This window comes from Vibrio sp. 1078-1 (assembly GCF_033340475.1).
In genome coordinates this window covers 35,203-54,252 of sequence record NZ_JAWOWM010000003.1, presented here as the reverse complement: position 1 = coordinate 54,252, position 19,050 = coordinate 35,203, and the positions used below count along the sequence as shown (strand labels likewise).

At 47.0% G+C, this 19,050-nt stretch carries 1 protein-coding gene; it reads left to right on the top strand.

The features are described from left to right. Positions 1–326 precede the first annotated feature (326 nt). A complete protein-coding gene (locus tag R7190_RS07320; RefSeq protein ID WP_318137534.1) occupies positions 327–18,944 on the top strand; it encodes a retention module-containing protein in 18,618 nt (6,205 codons plus the stop codon). The last annotated feature ends 106 nt before the right edge of the window (positions 18,945–19,050 follow it).

Sequence of the window (19,050 nt, the reverse complement as noted above, 5' to 3'; positions counted from 1 at the left end):
CTTTTCTTCCATTATTGATCGCAACCGGCAGTCTGGCGTTTAGCTGAATGATTTCATCTCTCTTCTTTTCTTAAAACAACTACACTTAATCAGAATAAGGTATCAATTTCATATAATTATTCGATATCTACGCGTCAGCACATGTGTCACATTTCTGTGACTACGAGTAAGTTTTACTTATGTTGCTTGGTAGTAGGGTATTTATCGATTGTTTAATGATTCAATACTTAGTTTAATCGTATAAAGGTGTGCAGTATGCCGCACTAAATTAATAAGAAATTATCTAAAAAGGTTAATGGGAAACGTAAGCCATTAGCGGAGGTCAGATGAGTACGCACACGGTACCGCAGAGCGCGATTGTAAATGCTGTCAAAGGTGAAGTTTTGGTTTTGGGCCTGGATGGAAACGTTAAGGTCATAAAAGCGGGGGATGAGTTAAGACCTGGCGAGATTATTATCACAGAAAATAATGCTTCTCTCGACGTACAGATAAATAATGAGCTTTATCTGGTCGATGCAAATTGTGTTGCTTGTCTTCCTGTGCCTTCTTCTGAACCGTTAGAACCAGTATTGGTACAATCTCCAGTTAATGGCTTGGTGACTTTTGACCCAACGGCTATTGGAAGTGCTGACTTCGACGCCAACGATATTGCCGCTATCCAGCAAGCTATTTTAGACGGAGCTGACCCTACCGCTATCTTAGAAGCAACAGCTGCTGGCGCAGGTGCTGAAGGCTCGGCTAATGCTGGCTACGTGACGGTTGAATATAATAACCCGGAAGTACTCGCTTCTACTTTTTTTGAAACGTCTGCGACTCGCAGCGGAGAAGATGATCGCGACGAAGATGACGGTTTGAATGTCACGATTTTTGCTGATGGTGGGCAGTCACTGCAATCTAGCGTAACAGAAGGCTCAATTTCTCTATCAAGCTACCCGCAAACCATTTCGTCTAGTGTGCTGGTTGAAGCAGGGGATCTCGCACTTGATACTGCTTCATTTGTACCCGAAACGTCTTCTTTAGAGTCTTTGTTGACTGAGCTTAACAGTGATATTACCTCTGGTGGTCAGCCAGTGGCGTTCGTTTATGACGAAGCGCAAAATGCCATTATCGGTACTCAAGAAGGTAACGAAGTGCTTCGTATCGAGATCGAAGCGACATCTGTAGGCCGTGATTTAGAGTTAGAAGTCGTTACCACGATTAGCCAGGGCGTTGACCATGTTGCGTCTGTTGCTGATGGCCAAGTATCGATCGTCGGTGATCAAATCAATATTGCTTTTGATATTACAGGTGCAGATATTGGTGGTAACAGCATTCAAGCGCCTATCGATTTTACGACAACCGTTATTGATGGCGATGATCCTGCGCCGCAAAACGTTACTTTTGAAAACGTTGAATCTTCTTCTACACCCATTACTGGCACCTTTGTTGATATTGGTAGTGATCAATTGGCAACGGTCACGTTTAATCAAGAAGGACTTAGTCAGTTCGATGGCCTACTGAGTGATAATCAGGCGACAGAAGCGGTACTCTCTGAAGACGGCAGTACTATCACCTTGTCCATTGCTGGCTCGAATGAAACCGTCTTAACCATCAGTCTGAATACTGATGGTACCTACCAATTTGAGCAATTTAAGCCGTTAGAACAAACAAACGGTGAAGATACGATTGAGCTCTCTTTACCAACCACAATCGTCGACTATGACCAAGATACGGCAAGCAACACCTTTACGATGACCATCCTCGATGGCGATAACCCAGTGATTGAGAACGTGACGGGCTTGTCTTTAGATGAGGCGGGGGTTGACCAAGGTTCACAGGAAGGCGCGGCAGTAACAAGTGGTACTGGGTCGATCACGACAGCGGTCGGAAGTGACATCATTGATCACTATGAGTTGGAACCTACAGAGTTCAATGTTGGTGGAGAACTCCAATCTCAAGGGCAGGTTGTTCAACTAGAACTAGCGTCCGAGAGTAACGGCGTACGTACTTACGAAGGCTTCATCGAGCTGGATGGTGTGCGTATTACCGTATTTGATGTGGCGATTGATGCACCTGCATTGGGCGAATACCAATTCAACTTGTATGAACAACTTGACCATACGGGTGCTAACGATGACTCGCTCACTTTCTCACTGCCAGTTTACGCGGTAGATGCGGATGGTGACCGCTCCTCTATTACCGAAGGTTCGAACACACCAGAAGCTGCGCAAATTGTCATTCAAGTTCAAGATGACGTTCCTTCGATTGATGGCGTTGATGCGCTAGCCGTCGATGAAGACGATTTATCAAGCATTGGCTCCGATCAAAGCGACTCTGTGTTCGCGCAAGGTAGCTTCACGACGACTCAGGGCTCAGACCGTGTTGTAAGTTATCAATTAGAGAGCGGCACTGATCCACTCAATGGGTTGGAATCGCAGGGGCGATCTATCTCTCTGACGGAAACAACCAATTCAGATGGCAGCTTTACCTATTCTGCAACGGCAGAAGGGGACGCTATCTTCACCTTACAAGTGAACCCTGACGGTTCTTATTCATTTACCCTTGAAGGTCCAATCGATCATGCTGTGGGTAGCGATAGCTTAACTCTAGACTTCACTATTGTCGCAACGGACTTTGACGGTGACACCAGTTCACTTGTTCTACCGGTAACCATTGCCGATGATGTGCCAACCATTAATGACGTTGTCGCTCTTACCGTCGATGAAGATGACTTAAGTTTGGTAGGCTCTGACCAATCACAGTCAACGCTGGTCGAAGGTCAGTTTACGACAACTCAAGGTTCTGATGGCGTCGTACAGTATCAGTTGGATGTAAACGCTGATTCTTTAAATGGCCTGCAATCTCAAGGTCAAACCGTTTCCATTGCCGAAACGCAAAATGCAGATGGCAGTTACACCTACAGCGCAACGGCAAATGGCAGTGCAGTTTTCACATTAATTTTGAATACCGACGGCTCGTACAGTTTTGAGCTGCAAGGTCCAATTGACCATGCGGCAAATAGCGACAGCTTAACCCTTGATTTTAGCGTTATTGCTACAGACTTCGATGGTGACACAAGCCAAATCGTATTGCCTGTTACCATCGTGGATGATAAGCCAACTATTACCGATGTTGATGCGATTACTGTTGATGAAGATGATTTAGGCACGATTGGTTCGGACCAGACTGACCCGATTTCTATTGATGGTAGCTTCACCACCACACAAGGCTCTGACCGAGTGGTAAGTTATCAGCTTGATGCTTCTGCAACACCAGTTGACGGCCTTACATCACAAGGCGTGGCAGTTACGCTGACTGAAACCGCAAACGCTGATGGCAGCTTTACTTACGAGGCGACAGCGGGTAGTGAAGCGGTCTTTACGCTGACGGTGAATACTGATGGTAGCTATAACTTCACGCTTGAAGGTCCAATCGACCACGCGGTAGATAGCGATGAGCTGACACTCAACTTCCCAATCATCGCAACAGACTTTGATGGCGACACCACAAATGCCACTATCCCAGTGACAATCGTGGACGATAAGCCTGTTATTACCGACGTCGACACCATTACGGTTGATGAAGATGATCTAGCGTCAATTGGCTCAGACCAAAGCAATCCAATTTCTATTGATGGCAACTTTACTACCACACAAGGCTCTGACCGAGTGGTGAGCTACCAACTCGATGCTTCAGCAACACCAGTGGACGGTTTAACCTCGCAAGGTTTAGCGGTCACGCTAACAGAAACCGCAAATGGTGATGGTAGTTTCACTTATGAAGCGACTGCGGGTGGCAACCCAGTATTTACTCTGACAGTAGATACTGATGGCTCTTACAACTTCACGCTAGAAGGGCCAATTGATCACGCGGTGGATAGTGATGAGCTGACACTCAACTTCCCAATTATCGCAACCGACTTCGATGGCGACACCGTTACTGAAACCATTCCAGTCACGATTGTTGATGATGTACCGACCATCACAGCGGTGGATGCGTTGAGTGTCGATGAAGATGACCTTAGCGGCGTGGGCTCAGACCAAACTGACGCTGTGTTCGTTGAAGGCGCGTTTACCACTATTCAAGGCTCTGACCGAGTGGTGAGCTATCAACTGGATTCAACGGCTGATCCTGTTGCGGGGCTAACGTCTCAAGGTGAGGCGATTACCTTGGTGGAAACCGCCAACGGTGATGGCAGCTTTACTTATGTGGCGACCGCAGACGGCAATCCGGTATTCACGTTAAACGTAGCAACAGATGGCACTTACGATTTTACGCTGCAAGGCCCGATTGACCATGCAGCTAACAGTGACAGCCTGACGATTGATTTCCCAATTATTGCCACCGATTTTGATGGTGATACGACTTCGGCAACCATTCCAGTCACGATTACGGATGATGCACCAATCATCGATAATGTTTTGCCTCTGGCTGTAGACGAAGATGATTTATCAGGTATTGGCTCAGACCAAACTGACGCTGTGTTTGTTGAAGGCGCGTTCACCACTACCCAAGGTTCAGACCGTGTGGTGAGCTACCAACTTGATTCAACTTCTGATCCTGTTTCGGGGCTAACCTCCCAAGGTGAGCCAGTTACTCTGGTAGAGACTGCGAATGCTGATGGCAGCTTTACTTACGTGGCTACCGCGGATGGCAATCCGGTTTTCACCATGAACGTGAATGCTGATGGCACATACAATTTCCGTCTGGAAGGGCCGGTCGATCACGCGTTAAACAGCGATGAATTAGTACTGAACTTCCCAATCATTGCAACAGACTTTGACGGCGATACGACGACCGCGACCATTCCCGTCACGATTACTGATGACGTTCCAACTATCGACAACGTTGTTCCACTCACGGTGGACGAAGATGATCTCGCCTCAATTGGCTCAGACCAAAACGATGATGCGTTTATGTCGGGTTCTTTCACCACAACTGAAGGCTCAGACAGCGTTGTTAAATACCAGCTTGATGCAACAGCAGATCCAGTATCTGGGTTGACCTCTCATGGTGAGCCTGTCGTGCTTGCTGAAACTGCTAACGGCGACGGTAGTTTTACTTACACAGCCACGGCAGATGGCAATGCCGTATTTGAATTGATTGTGAAGCCAGATGGCAGCTACAACTTTACACTGCAAGGTCCACTAGACCATGCGGTGAATAGCGACAGTCTGCAAATCGACTTCCCGATTATCGCAACAGACTTTGATGGCGACACCTCATCGGAGACGTTACCTGTCACTATCGTTGATGATAAACCAACCATCACTGACGTAGACGCAATCCGTGTGGATGAAGATGACCTAGCGACGATTGGCTCTGACGGCTCAGATCCAATTTCAATCGATGGCAACTTCACTACAACGCAAGGTTCTGATGGGGTAGTAAGCTACCAATTAGATACTGCTGCAACGCCAGTTGATGGCCTAACATCGCAAGGTGTGGCAGTGACGCTGACGGAAACTGCAAACGGCGACGGTAGCTACACTTATGAAGCGACAGCAGGAACTGAAGCCGTATTTACGCTGACCGTGAATACGGATGGTTCATACAACTTCACGCTTCAGGGGCCAATTGACCATGCGACAGACAGTGATGAGCTGACACTGAACTTCCCAATCATCGCGACGGATTTTGATGGTGATACCACCACAGAAACGATCCCAGTCACCATCGTGGATGATAAGCCGACCATTACCGATGTCGATGCGATTACCGTTGATGAAGATGATTTAGGCACGATTGGCTCAGATCAAACTGACCCGATTTCAATCGATGGCAACTTCACCACCACACAAGGCTCGGACCGAGTGGTGAGCTATCAGCTTGATGCTTCTGCAACACCAGTTGACGGCCTTACATCACAAGGCGTGGCCGTCACGCTGACTGAAACCGCAAACGGTGATGGCAGCTTTACTTACGAGGCGACAGCGGGTACTGAAGCGGTCTTTACGCTGACAGTGAATACTGATGGTAGCTATAACTTCACGCTTGAAGGTCCAATCGACCACGCAGTAGATAGTGATGAGTTGATACTGAACTTCCCAATCATCGCGACCGACTTTGATGGCGACACCACAAATGCCACTATCCCAGTGACGATCGTAGACGATAAGCCAGTTATTACTGACGTGGATTCCATTACGGTTGATGAAGATGATCTAGCGTCAATTGGCTCAGACCAAAGCAACCCGATTTCTATTGATGGTAACTTCACCACCACGCAAGGTTCAGACCGAGTGGTGAGCTACCAACTCGATGGCACATCAACACCAGTTGACGGTTTAACCTCGCAAGGTGTGGCTGTCACGCTAACAGAAACTGCAAATGGTGATGGCAGTTTTACCTACGAAGCAACAGCGGGCTCTGAAGCGGTCTTTACGCTGACTGTGAATACTGATGGCTCTTATAACTTCACGCTAGAAGGGCCGATTGATCACGCGGTTGATAGTGACGAGTTGACACTAAACTTCCCAATTATCGCAACCGACTTTGATGGCGACACTGTCACTGAAACCATTCCAGTCACGATTGTTGATGATGTACCGACCATCACAGCGGTGGATGCGTTAAGTGTCGATGAAGACGACCTTAGCGGTGTGGGTTCCGACCCTGGCGGCGATCTGTTCGTTGAAGGCGCGTTTACGACCACTCAAGGCTCTGACCGAGTGGTGAGCTATCAACTGGATTCAACGGCTGATCCTGTTGCGGGGCTAACGTCTCAAGGTGAGGCGATTACCTTGGTGGAAACCGCCAACGGTGATGGCAGCTTTACTTATGTGGCGACCGCAGACGGCAATCCGGTATTCACGTTAAACGTAGCAACAGATGGCACTTACGATTTTACGCTGCAAGGCCCGATTGACCATGCAGCTAACAGTGACAGCCTGACGATTGATTTCCCAATTATTGCCACCGATTTTGATGGTGATACGACTTCGGCAACCATTCCAGTCACGATCACGGATGATGCACCAATCATAGATAATGTTGTGCCTCTTGCAGTAGACGAAGATGATTTATCAGGTATTGGCTCAGACCAAACTGACGCTGTTTATGTTGAAGGCGCGTTCACGACCACTCAAGGTTCAGACCGTGTGGTGAGCTACCAACTTGATTCAACGGCTGATCCTGTTTCAGGTTTAACTTCTCAAGGTGAGCCTGTTACTTTGGTAGAGACTGCGAATGCCGATGGCAGCTTCACTTACGTGGCTACCGCGGATGGCAATCCGGTTTTCACCATGAATGTGAATGCAGACGGCACATACAACTTCCGTCTAGAAGGGCCAATCGATCACGCGTTAAACAACGATGAGCTAGTACTGAACTTCCTAATCATTGCAACAGACTTTGATGGCGATACGACGACCGCGACCATTCCAGTTACGATTACTGATGACGTTCCAACCATTGACAACGTTGTTCCACTCACGGTGGACGAAGATGATCTCGCTTCAATTGGCTCAGACCAAAACGATGATGCGTTTATGTCGGGGTCTTTCAGCACAACTGAAGGCTCGGACAGCGTTGTTAAATACCAGCTTGATGCAACAGCAGATCCAGTAGCAGGGTTAACCTCTCATGGTGAGCCTGTCGTACTTGCTGAGACAACAAATGGTGATGGCAGCTTTACTTACACTGCCACAGCAGATGGCAATGCCGTATTTGAACTGGTGGTGAAGCCAGATGGCAGCTACACCTTTACTCTGCAGGGCCCACTAGACCATGCGGTGAATAGCGACAGTCTGCAAATCGACTTCCCGATTATCGCAACAGACTTTGATGGCGACACCTCATCGAAGACGTTACCTGTCACCATCGTTGATGATAAACCAACCATCACTGACGTAGACGCAATCCGCGTGGATGAAGATGACTTAGCGACGATTGGCTCCGACGGCTCAGATCCAATTTCAATCGATGGCAACTTCACTACAACGCAAGGCTCTGATGGGGTAGTAAGCTACCAATTGGATGCTGCTGCAACGCCTGTTGACGGTCTAACATCACAAGGTGTGGCCGTCACGCTGACTGAAACCGCAAACGGCGACGGTAGCTACACTTATGAAGCGACAGCAGGAACTGAAGCCGTATTTACGCTAACAGTAAACACGGATGGCTCATACAACTTCACGCTGCAAGGGCCAATCGACCATGCGGTAGACAGTGATGAGCTGACGCTGAACTTCCCAATCATCGCAACGGATTTTGATGGTGATACCACCACAGAAACGATCCCAGTCACCATCGTGGATGATAAACCGACCATTACTGATGTCGATGCAATTACCGTTGATGAAGATGACTTAAGTACGATTGGCTCAGACCAAACTGACCCGATTTCAATCGATGGTAACTTTACCACCACACAAGGCTCGGACCGAGTGGTGAGCTATCAGCTCGATGCTTCTGCAACACCTGTAGCTGGACTCACATCACAAGGCGTGGCAGTCACACTGACGGAAACCGCAAACGGCGATGGTAGCTTTACTTACCAAGCGGCAGCGGGGACTGAAGCGGTCTTTACGCTGACAGTGAATACCGATGGCTCTTATAACTTCACGCTAGAAGGTCCAATCGACCACGCGGTAGATAGTGACGAGCTGACACTGAACTTCCCAATCATCGCAACCGACTTTGATGGCGACACGTCTGCTGAGACAATTCCTGTCAAGATCGTTGATGACAAACCGACACTTGGTGGCATCGAAGCAACAAGTGTGCAAACGGTTGACGAGGACGATATCCCAACAGTCGGATCTGATGGTACGCAGTCGAACAGCATTGCAGGTAACTTCATCGCGACTGATGGCTCTGATGGCATTGTGGAGTACAGCGTTTCTGACCTAACCACGCCAGTACAAGGCCTGACCTCTGGTGGTCAATCTCTGGTTATGGTTGAAGTATCAAACGCAGGTGGCGTTTCAGTTTACGAAGCTCGTATTGATGGCACGACGACACCAGTATTCCGTGTGACTCTCGATGCTTCTGATGATAGCTACACGTTCGATTTGCTTGCTCCTCTCGATCATCCAAATGCTGATGGCCAAAATGAACTGGTCATCAATTTACCGATAAACGCGACTGACTTTGATGGAGACGTGTCGAACAACATCACCTTACCAATTACGGTTGTGGATGATGTTCCGACCATTGACGGTTTACTAGCAGGCAGCGAACAAACCGTTGATGAAGATGACCTACCAGCAGGTACGGATGCTGCAAGTGCAGAAGATACTGTTATTTCAGGTACTTTTGATATCACCGAAGGTGCTGACCAAGTTGCTTCTATTCAGCTGAGTGACCTGACCACGCCTGTTGCGTCACTGACTTCAGATGGTGAAGCTATCACCTTAGTTCTGTCTTCTAGCGCAAACGGCGTGAACGTATACCAAGGTGTCGCAGGCAATCCTGCTGAAGTGGTGTTCGAACTGACGTTGGATGCAACGAACAACACCTACGAGTTCGATTTACAGAAGCCGCTTGATCATCCCGATGGTAATCAGCAAAACGAGATTGTTATTAACCTCCCTGTGACGGCGACAGATAATGATGGTGATACTTCACCAGCCTTCACATTGCCAATTACCGTTGTGGACGATGTTCCAGTTGTTACCAATATTGAAAGTCTACGTGTCGACGAAGATGACTTACCTCTTGGTTCTGATGGAACGAAAGAGCCATTAACGGTATCAGGTGAGTTCGAAGTCACTAGCGCAGATGGTATTGATGCTTTCGAATTGGATCTAAGCTCAAATCCTATCCCGAATCTGAAATCGGGTGGAGAAGAGGTAACACTTTCTCAAGACGTTGGCGCTTCAACTGCTGACGCGCTTGTTTACGTGGGACAAACACCGGGTGGAGTGACGGTCTTCACGTTGACACTTCATCAAGATGGTAAATACGACTTTGAGTTATCTGGTCAGTTAGATCACGCGGTTAACTCTGATGAGATTTTGTTGAATCTACCTGTGAAGATCACGGATGGCGACAACGATACCATCACTGCGACCTTGCCAGTTACGATCGTAGATGACAAACCAACCATTGATGCTATTAGCTCTGGTAGTACCTTGTCTGTGGATGAGGATGATATTCCAAGCCAAGGTTCGGACGACACGCCAGAATCCAATATCATTGGTGGCAACTTTGACGTTACTGATGGTGCCGACTCTATCGTTAGCTTCCAGTTGGATAGTTTAACATCGCCTGTTTCTGGCCTTACCTCAGGTGGTCAACCGCTTGAGTTGGTTGAGTTTTCAAATTCAAACGGTGTGATTGAGTACCGAGCTTATGTACAAGGTACGACGGACACCGTCTTTAAACTGACGCTAAATGGTTCAGCAGACAGTTATGAATTTGAACTGTTGGGTGCACTTGATCATCCTGCGGGTAACGATGAAAACTCGTTGGTCATTAACTTCCCAGTCAACGCGACTGATTTTGATGGCGATGTGTCCAATAACATCACCTTGCCGATCACCGTGGTGGACGATGTCCCAGCTATTGTGAAAGTGACAGACTCTAGCCAACAAACCGTTGATGAAGATGATCTTTCCGGTGGCTCTGACACGACAAGTAGTGATTCAACGGTATTGAACGGCGGATTTGAGGTCGTTGCTGGTGCAGACAAGATTGTCAGCTACCAAGTTTCAGACCTCGATGCAGTCGTGTCTGGTTTAACGTCGAACGGCAGCAGCATCGAGTTGAATCTAGTAAGCACGAATGGTGGAGTAACCAGTTACGAAGCGGTTATTACTGGCACATCAACTAAGATCTTCACGCTGTCTCTTGATGCGAATAATGACAGCTACCAATTTGAGCTGTTGGGACCAATCGACCATGACGCTGTTCAAGGTGAAAACAACCTTGTCATTGATATTCCAATTACAGTAACAGACTTTGATGGTGACACGTCATCATCACTGAATCTTCCAATTACCGTAGTTGATGACATTCCCGAAATTAAATCAGCAGATGCTTTGGCTGTTGATGAGGATGACCTTGCCAACGGCTCTCAGGCAACCAACAAAGACAGCCTAGAAGCAACGGGCAATTTCGATACGGTGGAAGGGGCAGATACCGTTGTCTCTTATCAGCTGGATCTTACTTCTAACCCGATACCAGGAGTAACTTCAGGTGGTTTTGCGGTGACGTTAGTTCAAACCGCGGTAAGCAACAACAACTTTACTTATCAAGGTCAAACACCTGATGGTAACTCAGTGTTCACACTAGTTTTGAACGCTGACGGCTCTTACAAGTTTACGCTTGAGGGTGCGCTAGATCACTCAACTCAAGGCGAAGATACACTCATACTTGATCTCCCAGTCTTTGCGACCGATGTCGATGGTGATACGGCAGGTATTAACTTACCAGTGACGATTACCGATGATGTTCCAACCTTGCACGATGCATCTATTTCGCGTGTTGAGGGGCAAGGCAGCCGCACGGTTCGTTTATTCCGAGACCCTGTAGAGGGGGATGATGACCTTGGTGCTGACGGCGCACAAGTGACTTCATTCTCGGCTGATGATTCAGGCATTTACTTTAAGCAAAATGGTGTTGATTCTGATTCTGTCGATTTGAACGGCAGCGACCAAGTCGTATTTGTTCACAAGGTTCTTGACGGAGTGGATACTGAAATCGGTCGTTTGGTTGTTCGAACCGATGGCAGTGTGTCATTCCGTCCGAATGACGACCTTGACCATACCGAAACCGACTCGATTGATTTCACCATCAACGTTGTTGCAACCGATGGTGATGGCGATATCGCAGATGCCGATGTGGATATCTCGATAAGAGACCGCAATGCGCAAATTGACACGTCTACCGTTACTGCGTTCGAAGACCAAGGGCGTGATGGTGTCGTTGTGGGCGTTGACTCTGCAAATACTCAGGACAACTTGTCGACGCTGGATGTTAGCCCTGCGAAAGTCGACTTGGTTATCAATTTACACGATATCGACCGTAACGAGAGCTTAGGTGACATCACTATTCGAGATGCTGATACTCACAACGGTACGTTCTACTACAGAGACGGCAGTGGCAACTACATTGAATTAACATCTGTGGGCAATACGGTTGTTCTCGACGCATCAAATGTTGAGCAGTCATTCAATGGTGAGCTTGTCTCGTTAGATAACTTGTACTTCGTACCAGATCGTCATACATCAACCGATGCTTCTGGTATCGATCCTCGTATCCGCGTGGAAATTCTTAACAATGGTACGCCAGATCATACGATTAATGGTCGTTTAGACATTGAAGTTGCTGCCGTCGCAGATATTGCAACGTGGACGGCAAGCAGCGAATTTAACTACTCGGTTGATGAAGATGGAAACAATGTCGCACTTAACATCACGGCTGAAACCCAAGACACTAGTAACCCAGAAGGCATTGTGTACGAGCTTGTCTTTACACAAGGAGAAGGTAACGCAGAGTTAGTCTATTCAGATGGTAGTGCGATACCAAAATCCGGTGGTGTTTATCTGGTGGATGCAAGCCGAATTGATGAAGTTCAAGTTGATCCGATAGATAACTTCTCGGGCGAAATCAGAATTGATGTCACCGCTATTACGACGGAAAACAACAATCCACTGCTTGGGAAAGATACCGCTCGCTCAGAAACCGAAACCATCATTATTGATGTAAACCCAGTTGCGGATAAAGGTAGTTTTGCTGTAAACCGAATTAATGTGTTTGAGGATAATGCTCGAACTCAAAATACGGTAGACCCTGTCACTGATCACGACCCACTCCAATTAAGTGAAGTGATCACCATGAAACCATCAGCGGACTTAGATGGTTCTGAAGCGTTATTTGTGCGCATTTCTAACTTCTCAATTGATGGGGTTACTTTGGTGTGGCTGGACTCAGCAAACCCAAGTCAGATAGTAGAAGTGACCGATTCAGGCGGCAATGTACTTTATTACGAAGTGCCAGAGTCTGAATTAGCGAACGTCGAAGTTCTTCCTCCTTTGCACAGCAATGATGACTTTACTTTCAATGTCGAAGGAATTGTGAAAGACACAGCATCATTGTCTACCGGTACGACAGAAGATGTGTTGTCACTGGGCAGTAAGACCGTCATCGTTGGTGTAAAAGGTGTTGCTGACATACCAGACACGGTATTAATTGACGCGGGGAACGTTTGGAACCGATTCGTAGACGGAGATGTGGCCGGGATAGAGACGACTATTGAAGAGAATGGTGTTGTAAACCTCAACTTCTCGGTTGTATCAGGTGAAGTTGCCGATAGACCACAGGATGATTCAGAAGCCATTACTGTTATCCTGTCCAACATCCCCGACGGTGTTCGTGTCGTAGATTCAGACGGTTCAAGCGTTGACCTCACCTTTGTTGGCTATGATGGTAACGGTCAACCGATTTACGAAGCAAACATCACTGGGCTGAATTTTAATTCCGGTATTCAAATTATTCCGGAAGCCTCTTCAACTGAAAACATTGCGATTACAGGGACGATCATTGTTACCGAGAATGATGGTCATAGTCGTGTGATTGAAAGAGAGGTAAGGATCAAGGTCGAACCCGTTATTGACGCTCAAGATAACTACGTTGTCCGATCGGAGGGAGATGAAGATACGCGCTTTGACATCGATTGGAAACCGACGCTCGTACAAAGCCCTGATACCGATGAATTCTTTAGTGATGTAACCATCTCTGGATTTCCTCCAGGCAGCACGGTCTATGTAGATGGTGTGGCACAAACGCTTGTTTCTGGAACACTAACGCTTTCACCGCAAGCCGGTGAATCAGAACAAGATTTTTCCGCTAAAATCTCTCAAAGTGGCTATGTTCAAGTTCAGTTGGAGCAGGATTCAAGTACTGACTTTGACTTGACCACAACCGTCACTGTGAAAGAGATTGACCATGAATATGTTGACGCTTCGAATCCCGGTGAAGGTATCGCTGAGAAAACCATCAATGGTACGGTGAATGTCCAAGTTAATCCAATCGTTGAGCCAGAGGATAAGACGGGGGCAATAGACGACCAAACCCGTCTGCTTGTCACTGAAAGTGGTGGTGGTGCTACCGATATCGTGAAGTCAGACGATCAAGGTAACATTGACTTTACGATCAACACTTCTATGGGGGGCGAATCTGGCGCTCATATCATTAAATACCAAGAGTTTGATGCGTCTTCAGATGAAGTGGTGACTCAACTTGTTGTTCAATTTCACAATGTGGACCCTGAGATCCTCAACCAATTGGTTATCGTCGGTGCACTAAATGAAGGTGGAGGTCGTTGGACAGTAACTAATGAAGACAACTTCTCAATTAAAGCGCCGTCTGGACTTGATTTAACACCAAACGATGACAGCGACGATGGCGATAACGGTGGTCTCTCTCAAATTGGCTTAACCATTTACGCAGAAGTGAATGATTTGGGCGAAGATTTGGGCAACGAAAAAGATGCGACGGTCGTGCGTCAAACGGATGTGACACTAGAGTTTCCAACCGTCCTCACACCGAAAATGAGTGTAGCGGCAGAGATTCAGGTGGCTGATGATGTTCAAATTCAAGCGTTGGAAGACAATTCTATTAACCTTGGTGCTCAGTTGACGTCGAAAGTCGATGCGATTAATGCAGATGGTGTGGAGGATGTCTTGACTATTATCGTCGACCCGACAGCTCCTGGCATTCCTCCTGGTTTGGTGATCACGGGGACGGATGTTGATTTTGTCAATGGTAAATACGTGTTCCAAGCCCATATCGATGCGAGTGGAAATATTACTGGCCTTGATGGTTTGACGATGCACTTGGCAGAAGATTACGCAGGTGATTTCGAATTGCCAATTCGGTTTGTCACTAAAGACACTGAGTCCGGTGATGAAAAAGAAAATAATGTCCAGTTTCCAGTTCAGGTTTTACCGGTTGCAGACGTTCCGAGTTCAGCCGGGGATCAGCCGTTGGATAGCGATGTCACACCAAATGTAAGAGTAGATATCGTCGGTACTTTCGGCTTGGATGCAAACAAACAACCTGTGACTGATCTAAATAACGACGTTCCCACGGCGGATGGTGTTGGTTACGAAGATGGCTTAATCCAACTTAACTTGAGTGTTGATTTTGCCGATCAATTTAACAACACTCAAGGTGGTCGAGAAACACTAACGAACATCAAGTTAGAGCTTGATGACACAACATTAGGTGAGTTTGTTGATGCCAATGGTAACAGCTTAGGAACCAGTATTGAGTTTAATGAAGCTGAGATTTTAGCTGGTGCGCTTGACAATGTTCTGTTTAAGCCAAAAGAAAATTACCCCGTAGGTGGTGGCCAAAATACCGTCAAGATTAATATCGAGGGAGAAATTACTGATGAAGCTGTGTTTGATCAGTCTATCTTGAATAACTCTGGCGATAATATAGATGTAAGAACCTTCACTGACGATGTCACATTTGAAGTTACGCCAGTCGTTGATGACATTACCATTACAGGTGCCGATCCGACGCAGCCAATCACGGTGATTGGTGACGAAGATACTTTAATTTCGCTGAATCAATCGGGCTCTGGTGTTTCGATCAGCCTGAACGATAATGACGGTTCTGAGAGTTTCGTTTCACTCAAGTTAACGGGGCTTCCTGATGACTTTATCGTTAAATCCAATTCCTCTGATTATGTTGTTAAGAATAACGGTGGGGGCGAATGGAGTATTCAACTAAAAGATCTCACTCAGACGTCCATTGACCTGAGTGACATCCAAATTAAACCGCCAAAACACTTTAGTGGCGAGGCTGAGATAGGTATTACGGTCTTCATTCAAGAGGAGTTGCTACAAGTACCAACGGAACGAAACAATAACTTTACGCTTATTGTCAATCCTATTGGTGATGATGTTGATGTGAACCCCGACACTTCGGCTGCAGGTAATGAGGGCGAAGACATTGTTATTAATGTAAATGCGTTAGTGGTTGATAACAAAGAGTCCATCGGAGATGGTGCAAACTACCAGGAAAATGATCCAGAGACGCTGAGAGTTGAGGTCTCAAATGTCCCTGATGGGGCGAGCGTTTCATTACCTGATGGGACAGTATTTACTGACCAAGGCGGCGGCGTTTTTGTCTTAGAAATCAATGCTCAAGACTTGGATCAAGTGGTGTTTAATTCTGGTGATCGCAACGATAACTCATGGGATGGTTCGCTGCATTTCAAAGTGCAAGCCGTTGATACTGGGCTCGATGGCAGTCAAAGCTTGGGCTCCGCAGAGGAGTTTGATGTCACTGTTGATGTTGAAGCAGTGAACGATCGTCCAGAGTTCGTCAATACCGTGGATGTGGAAACACCAGAAGATACGCCAATGCTGCTTGATGGTTTCAGCATTACCGATATTGATGCCGTACTCGATGATCCGAATGCTGAATATGTACTCAATGTGAACGTCGACAGCGGTATCTTGGAGCTTAATCCAACGCTCATCGCTACTTACAACCTAACAGTGAGCGGTGATGGTACGGACTCCGTTGAACTGAAAGGTACAGTGGCCGATCTAAACAATGCCATTGCAGACGGTCTGATTGAGTTTAATCCAGAGCTGAACTTCTTTGGTGACGTTCAGGTGGACGTGACAGTCGATGACCAAGGTAATGAAGGTATCGTAATTGGTGGGGTAGATGACACCCTAAATACCAACAGCAGCAGCTTCAATATTGAAGTGACAGCGGTGAATGATACCCCAGAAACTACGCCAGTGACGCTACCGGATATTGAAGAAGATAGTGGTGTGTTCTCCATCTCTGAAGCGGATCTTATTGCGAATGCGACAGACGTAGAGAACGATAATCTCACGGTTAGCAATGTTCAGTTAACGGATCCGAATTCGGGCAGCATTATTTTCAACAGTGGCACGGGAGAGTGGGAATTTACCCCAGCACCAGATTACAACGGTCCAGTTGAAATCACGTACACCATTACAGATGATGGCACGACAAATGGTGCATCCGATCCTAAATCGGTTAACGGCAGCGCATCGTTCAACGTAACGGAAGTCAATGATGCTCCAACGACGTCTGAAGTGACACTTTCTGATATCGCAGAAGACAGTACGGCGGTTGATATTACCCAAGCTGATTTGTTGGCGAATGCGTCTGATATTGAAAACGACACCTTGATGGTGAGCAATGTCCAGTTGGTTGATCCAAGCAGCGGCACATTGGATTTCGACAACGTAACAGGTACATGGTCATTTACTCCTGCGCCTGGCTACAACGGCAAGGTCGATCTGACCTACAACATTACCGACAACGGTACAACGAACGGTGTTTCAGATCCTCAAACGGTGTCAGGAACGGCGACCTTCGAAGTCACTGAGGTGAACGATGCACCGGTAACATCAGAGGTAACGTTGAGTAGTACCGAAGAAGATGGTGGTTCGGTAACTATTACGGCTACTGAGTTGCTGAGCAACGCAAGTGATCCTGAGTCAGACAACTTGACCGTCGATAATGTTGCGTTAGTGGACCCAGCTTCCGGCACGTTGACTCAAGTGAGTGCGACAGAGTGGACGTTTGAACCCGCAGCAGATTTCTTTGGTGACGTTAATTTCACTTATGAAATCACAGATGACGGAACCACTAACGGCGCTCCAGACCCAATTACAATCGCGGGCACAGCAGTGTTGAATGTTGAAGCGACCAATGACGCACCTGAAATCACTGCAGCATCGGTAACGGATACGATCAACGAAGCCGATGGCCAGAAAATAACGGGTATTAGTGTAAGTGACATCGACTTCACTGGTGCGCAGGCGAATGAAATCATGACGGTGACTCTTACAGTTACCGAGGGCGACCTTCGTGTCGAGCCGCCAGCAGGTAGTGGTGTGACTGTTGGGGCGGGGATGGCTGGTGAAATAACCCTAATGGGCACACCAGATAATATTAACTCCGTTCTTGGAGCAACAGACGCTTCTGAGGGTGTATTTGTGGATGCAGGAGATGTCAACGCAGCTTCAATCACTTTATCGGTGAAAGTCGAAGACAACGGCGTGTACTTCGAAAATGCGGGTACCGCATTGGAAGCGAATCAAGATTTCACTATCAATGTGACACCTGTAGCTGATGCACCTACATTGAGTATAAATCCTCAGTTTAATTACATTCGTCAAATTGCGGCTAGCCAAACCGCGAGCAGTCAAGGTTTAGCGATTGTCGGAATCATGGCGGCGCTTACTGATATTGACGAGGTGCTGTCTTTGGAGCTAACGGGCGTACCAGCTAGTGCTGAGGTAACAAGTGGCGTTTCTCCATCAGGCATTAGCTTCGATGGTACCACTTGGACAGTACCAAGCGATGAAATTGATACGCTAGAAATTGTCGCAACAGATACTAACAGTGGTATTGATGTCGGTTCTTACGATATTTCGCTTACGGCGATATCAACGGAATCTAATGGCGATGAAGCGCAGTCTTCACCTGTCCAAATTAGTTTGGATGTGAGTAGTGATAGCGACGATATTGACCAGTCAACCGCAGTGGACGACAGCTATTTAGTCGGTGGAGACACAGGTATCAACTTGATTGGTGGCGACGGTGACGACGTTATTCTGGGTGGCGATGGCGATGACGTGCTTATCGGTGGCTTAGGTTCAGATATCTTAACGGGTGGAGACGGCAGCGATATCTTCAAGTGGACGGTAGATTCCGTTGATGAAGGGGCAGTGGATACCATTACTGACTTCACTGTTAACGAAGACAGTATCGATTTACGTGAAGTTATCTCTGATCTCAATAACTCAATGATCGACATGGATGATCTGCTTGGTCACATTTCGGCAGACTACGATGCATCGACGGAAAGTGTTTCTCTGAACATTACGACGGATGCAAATGTTCAACAGACTATTGTCGTGGAAAACTTAGGTACTTCAATCGACTTCAACGGTCTCAGCTCCAACGAGATTGTAGAGTCATTGCTCAACAACGGTGTTATTGATAACGGATAAACCTGTATGCAACATAAAAATGGGCGGTTCTGATAAGCCGCCCATTTTTTTCGGGAAAGCTTGATTTTAAACAGGAGATATTTGAATCGAAATAGAAAGCAAGAAC

Coding starts and splice junctions, on each gene's coding strand:
- R7190_RS07320 (WP_318137534.1), top strand. CDS start 327: ATGAGTACGCACACGGTACCGCAGAGCGCGATTGTAAATGCTGTCAAA.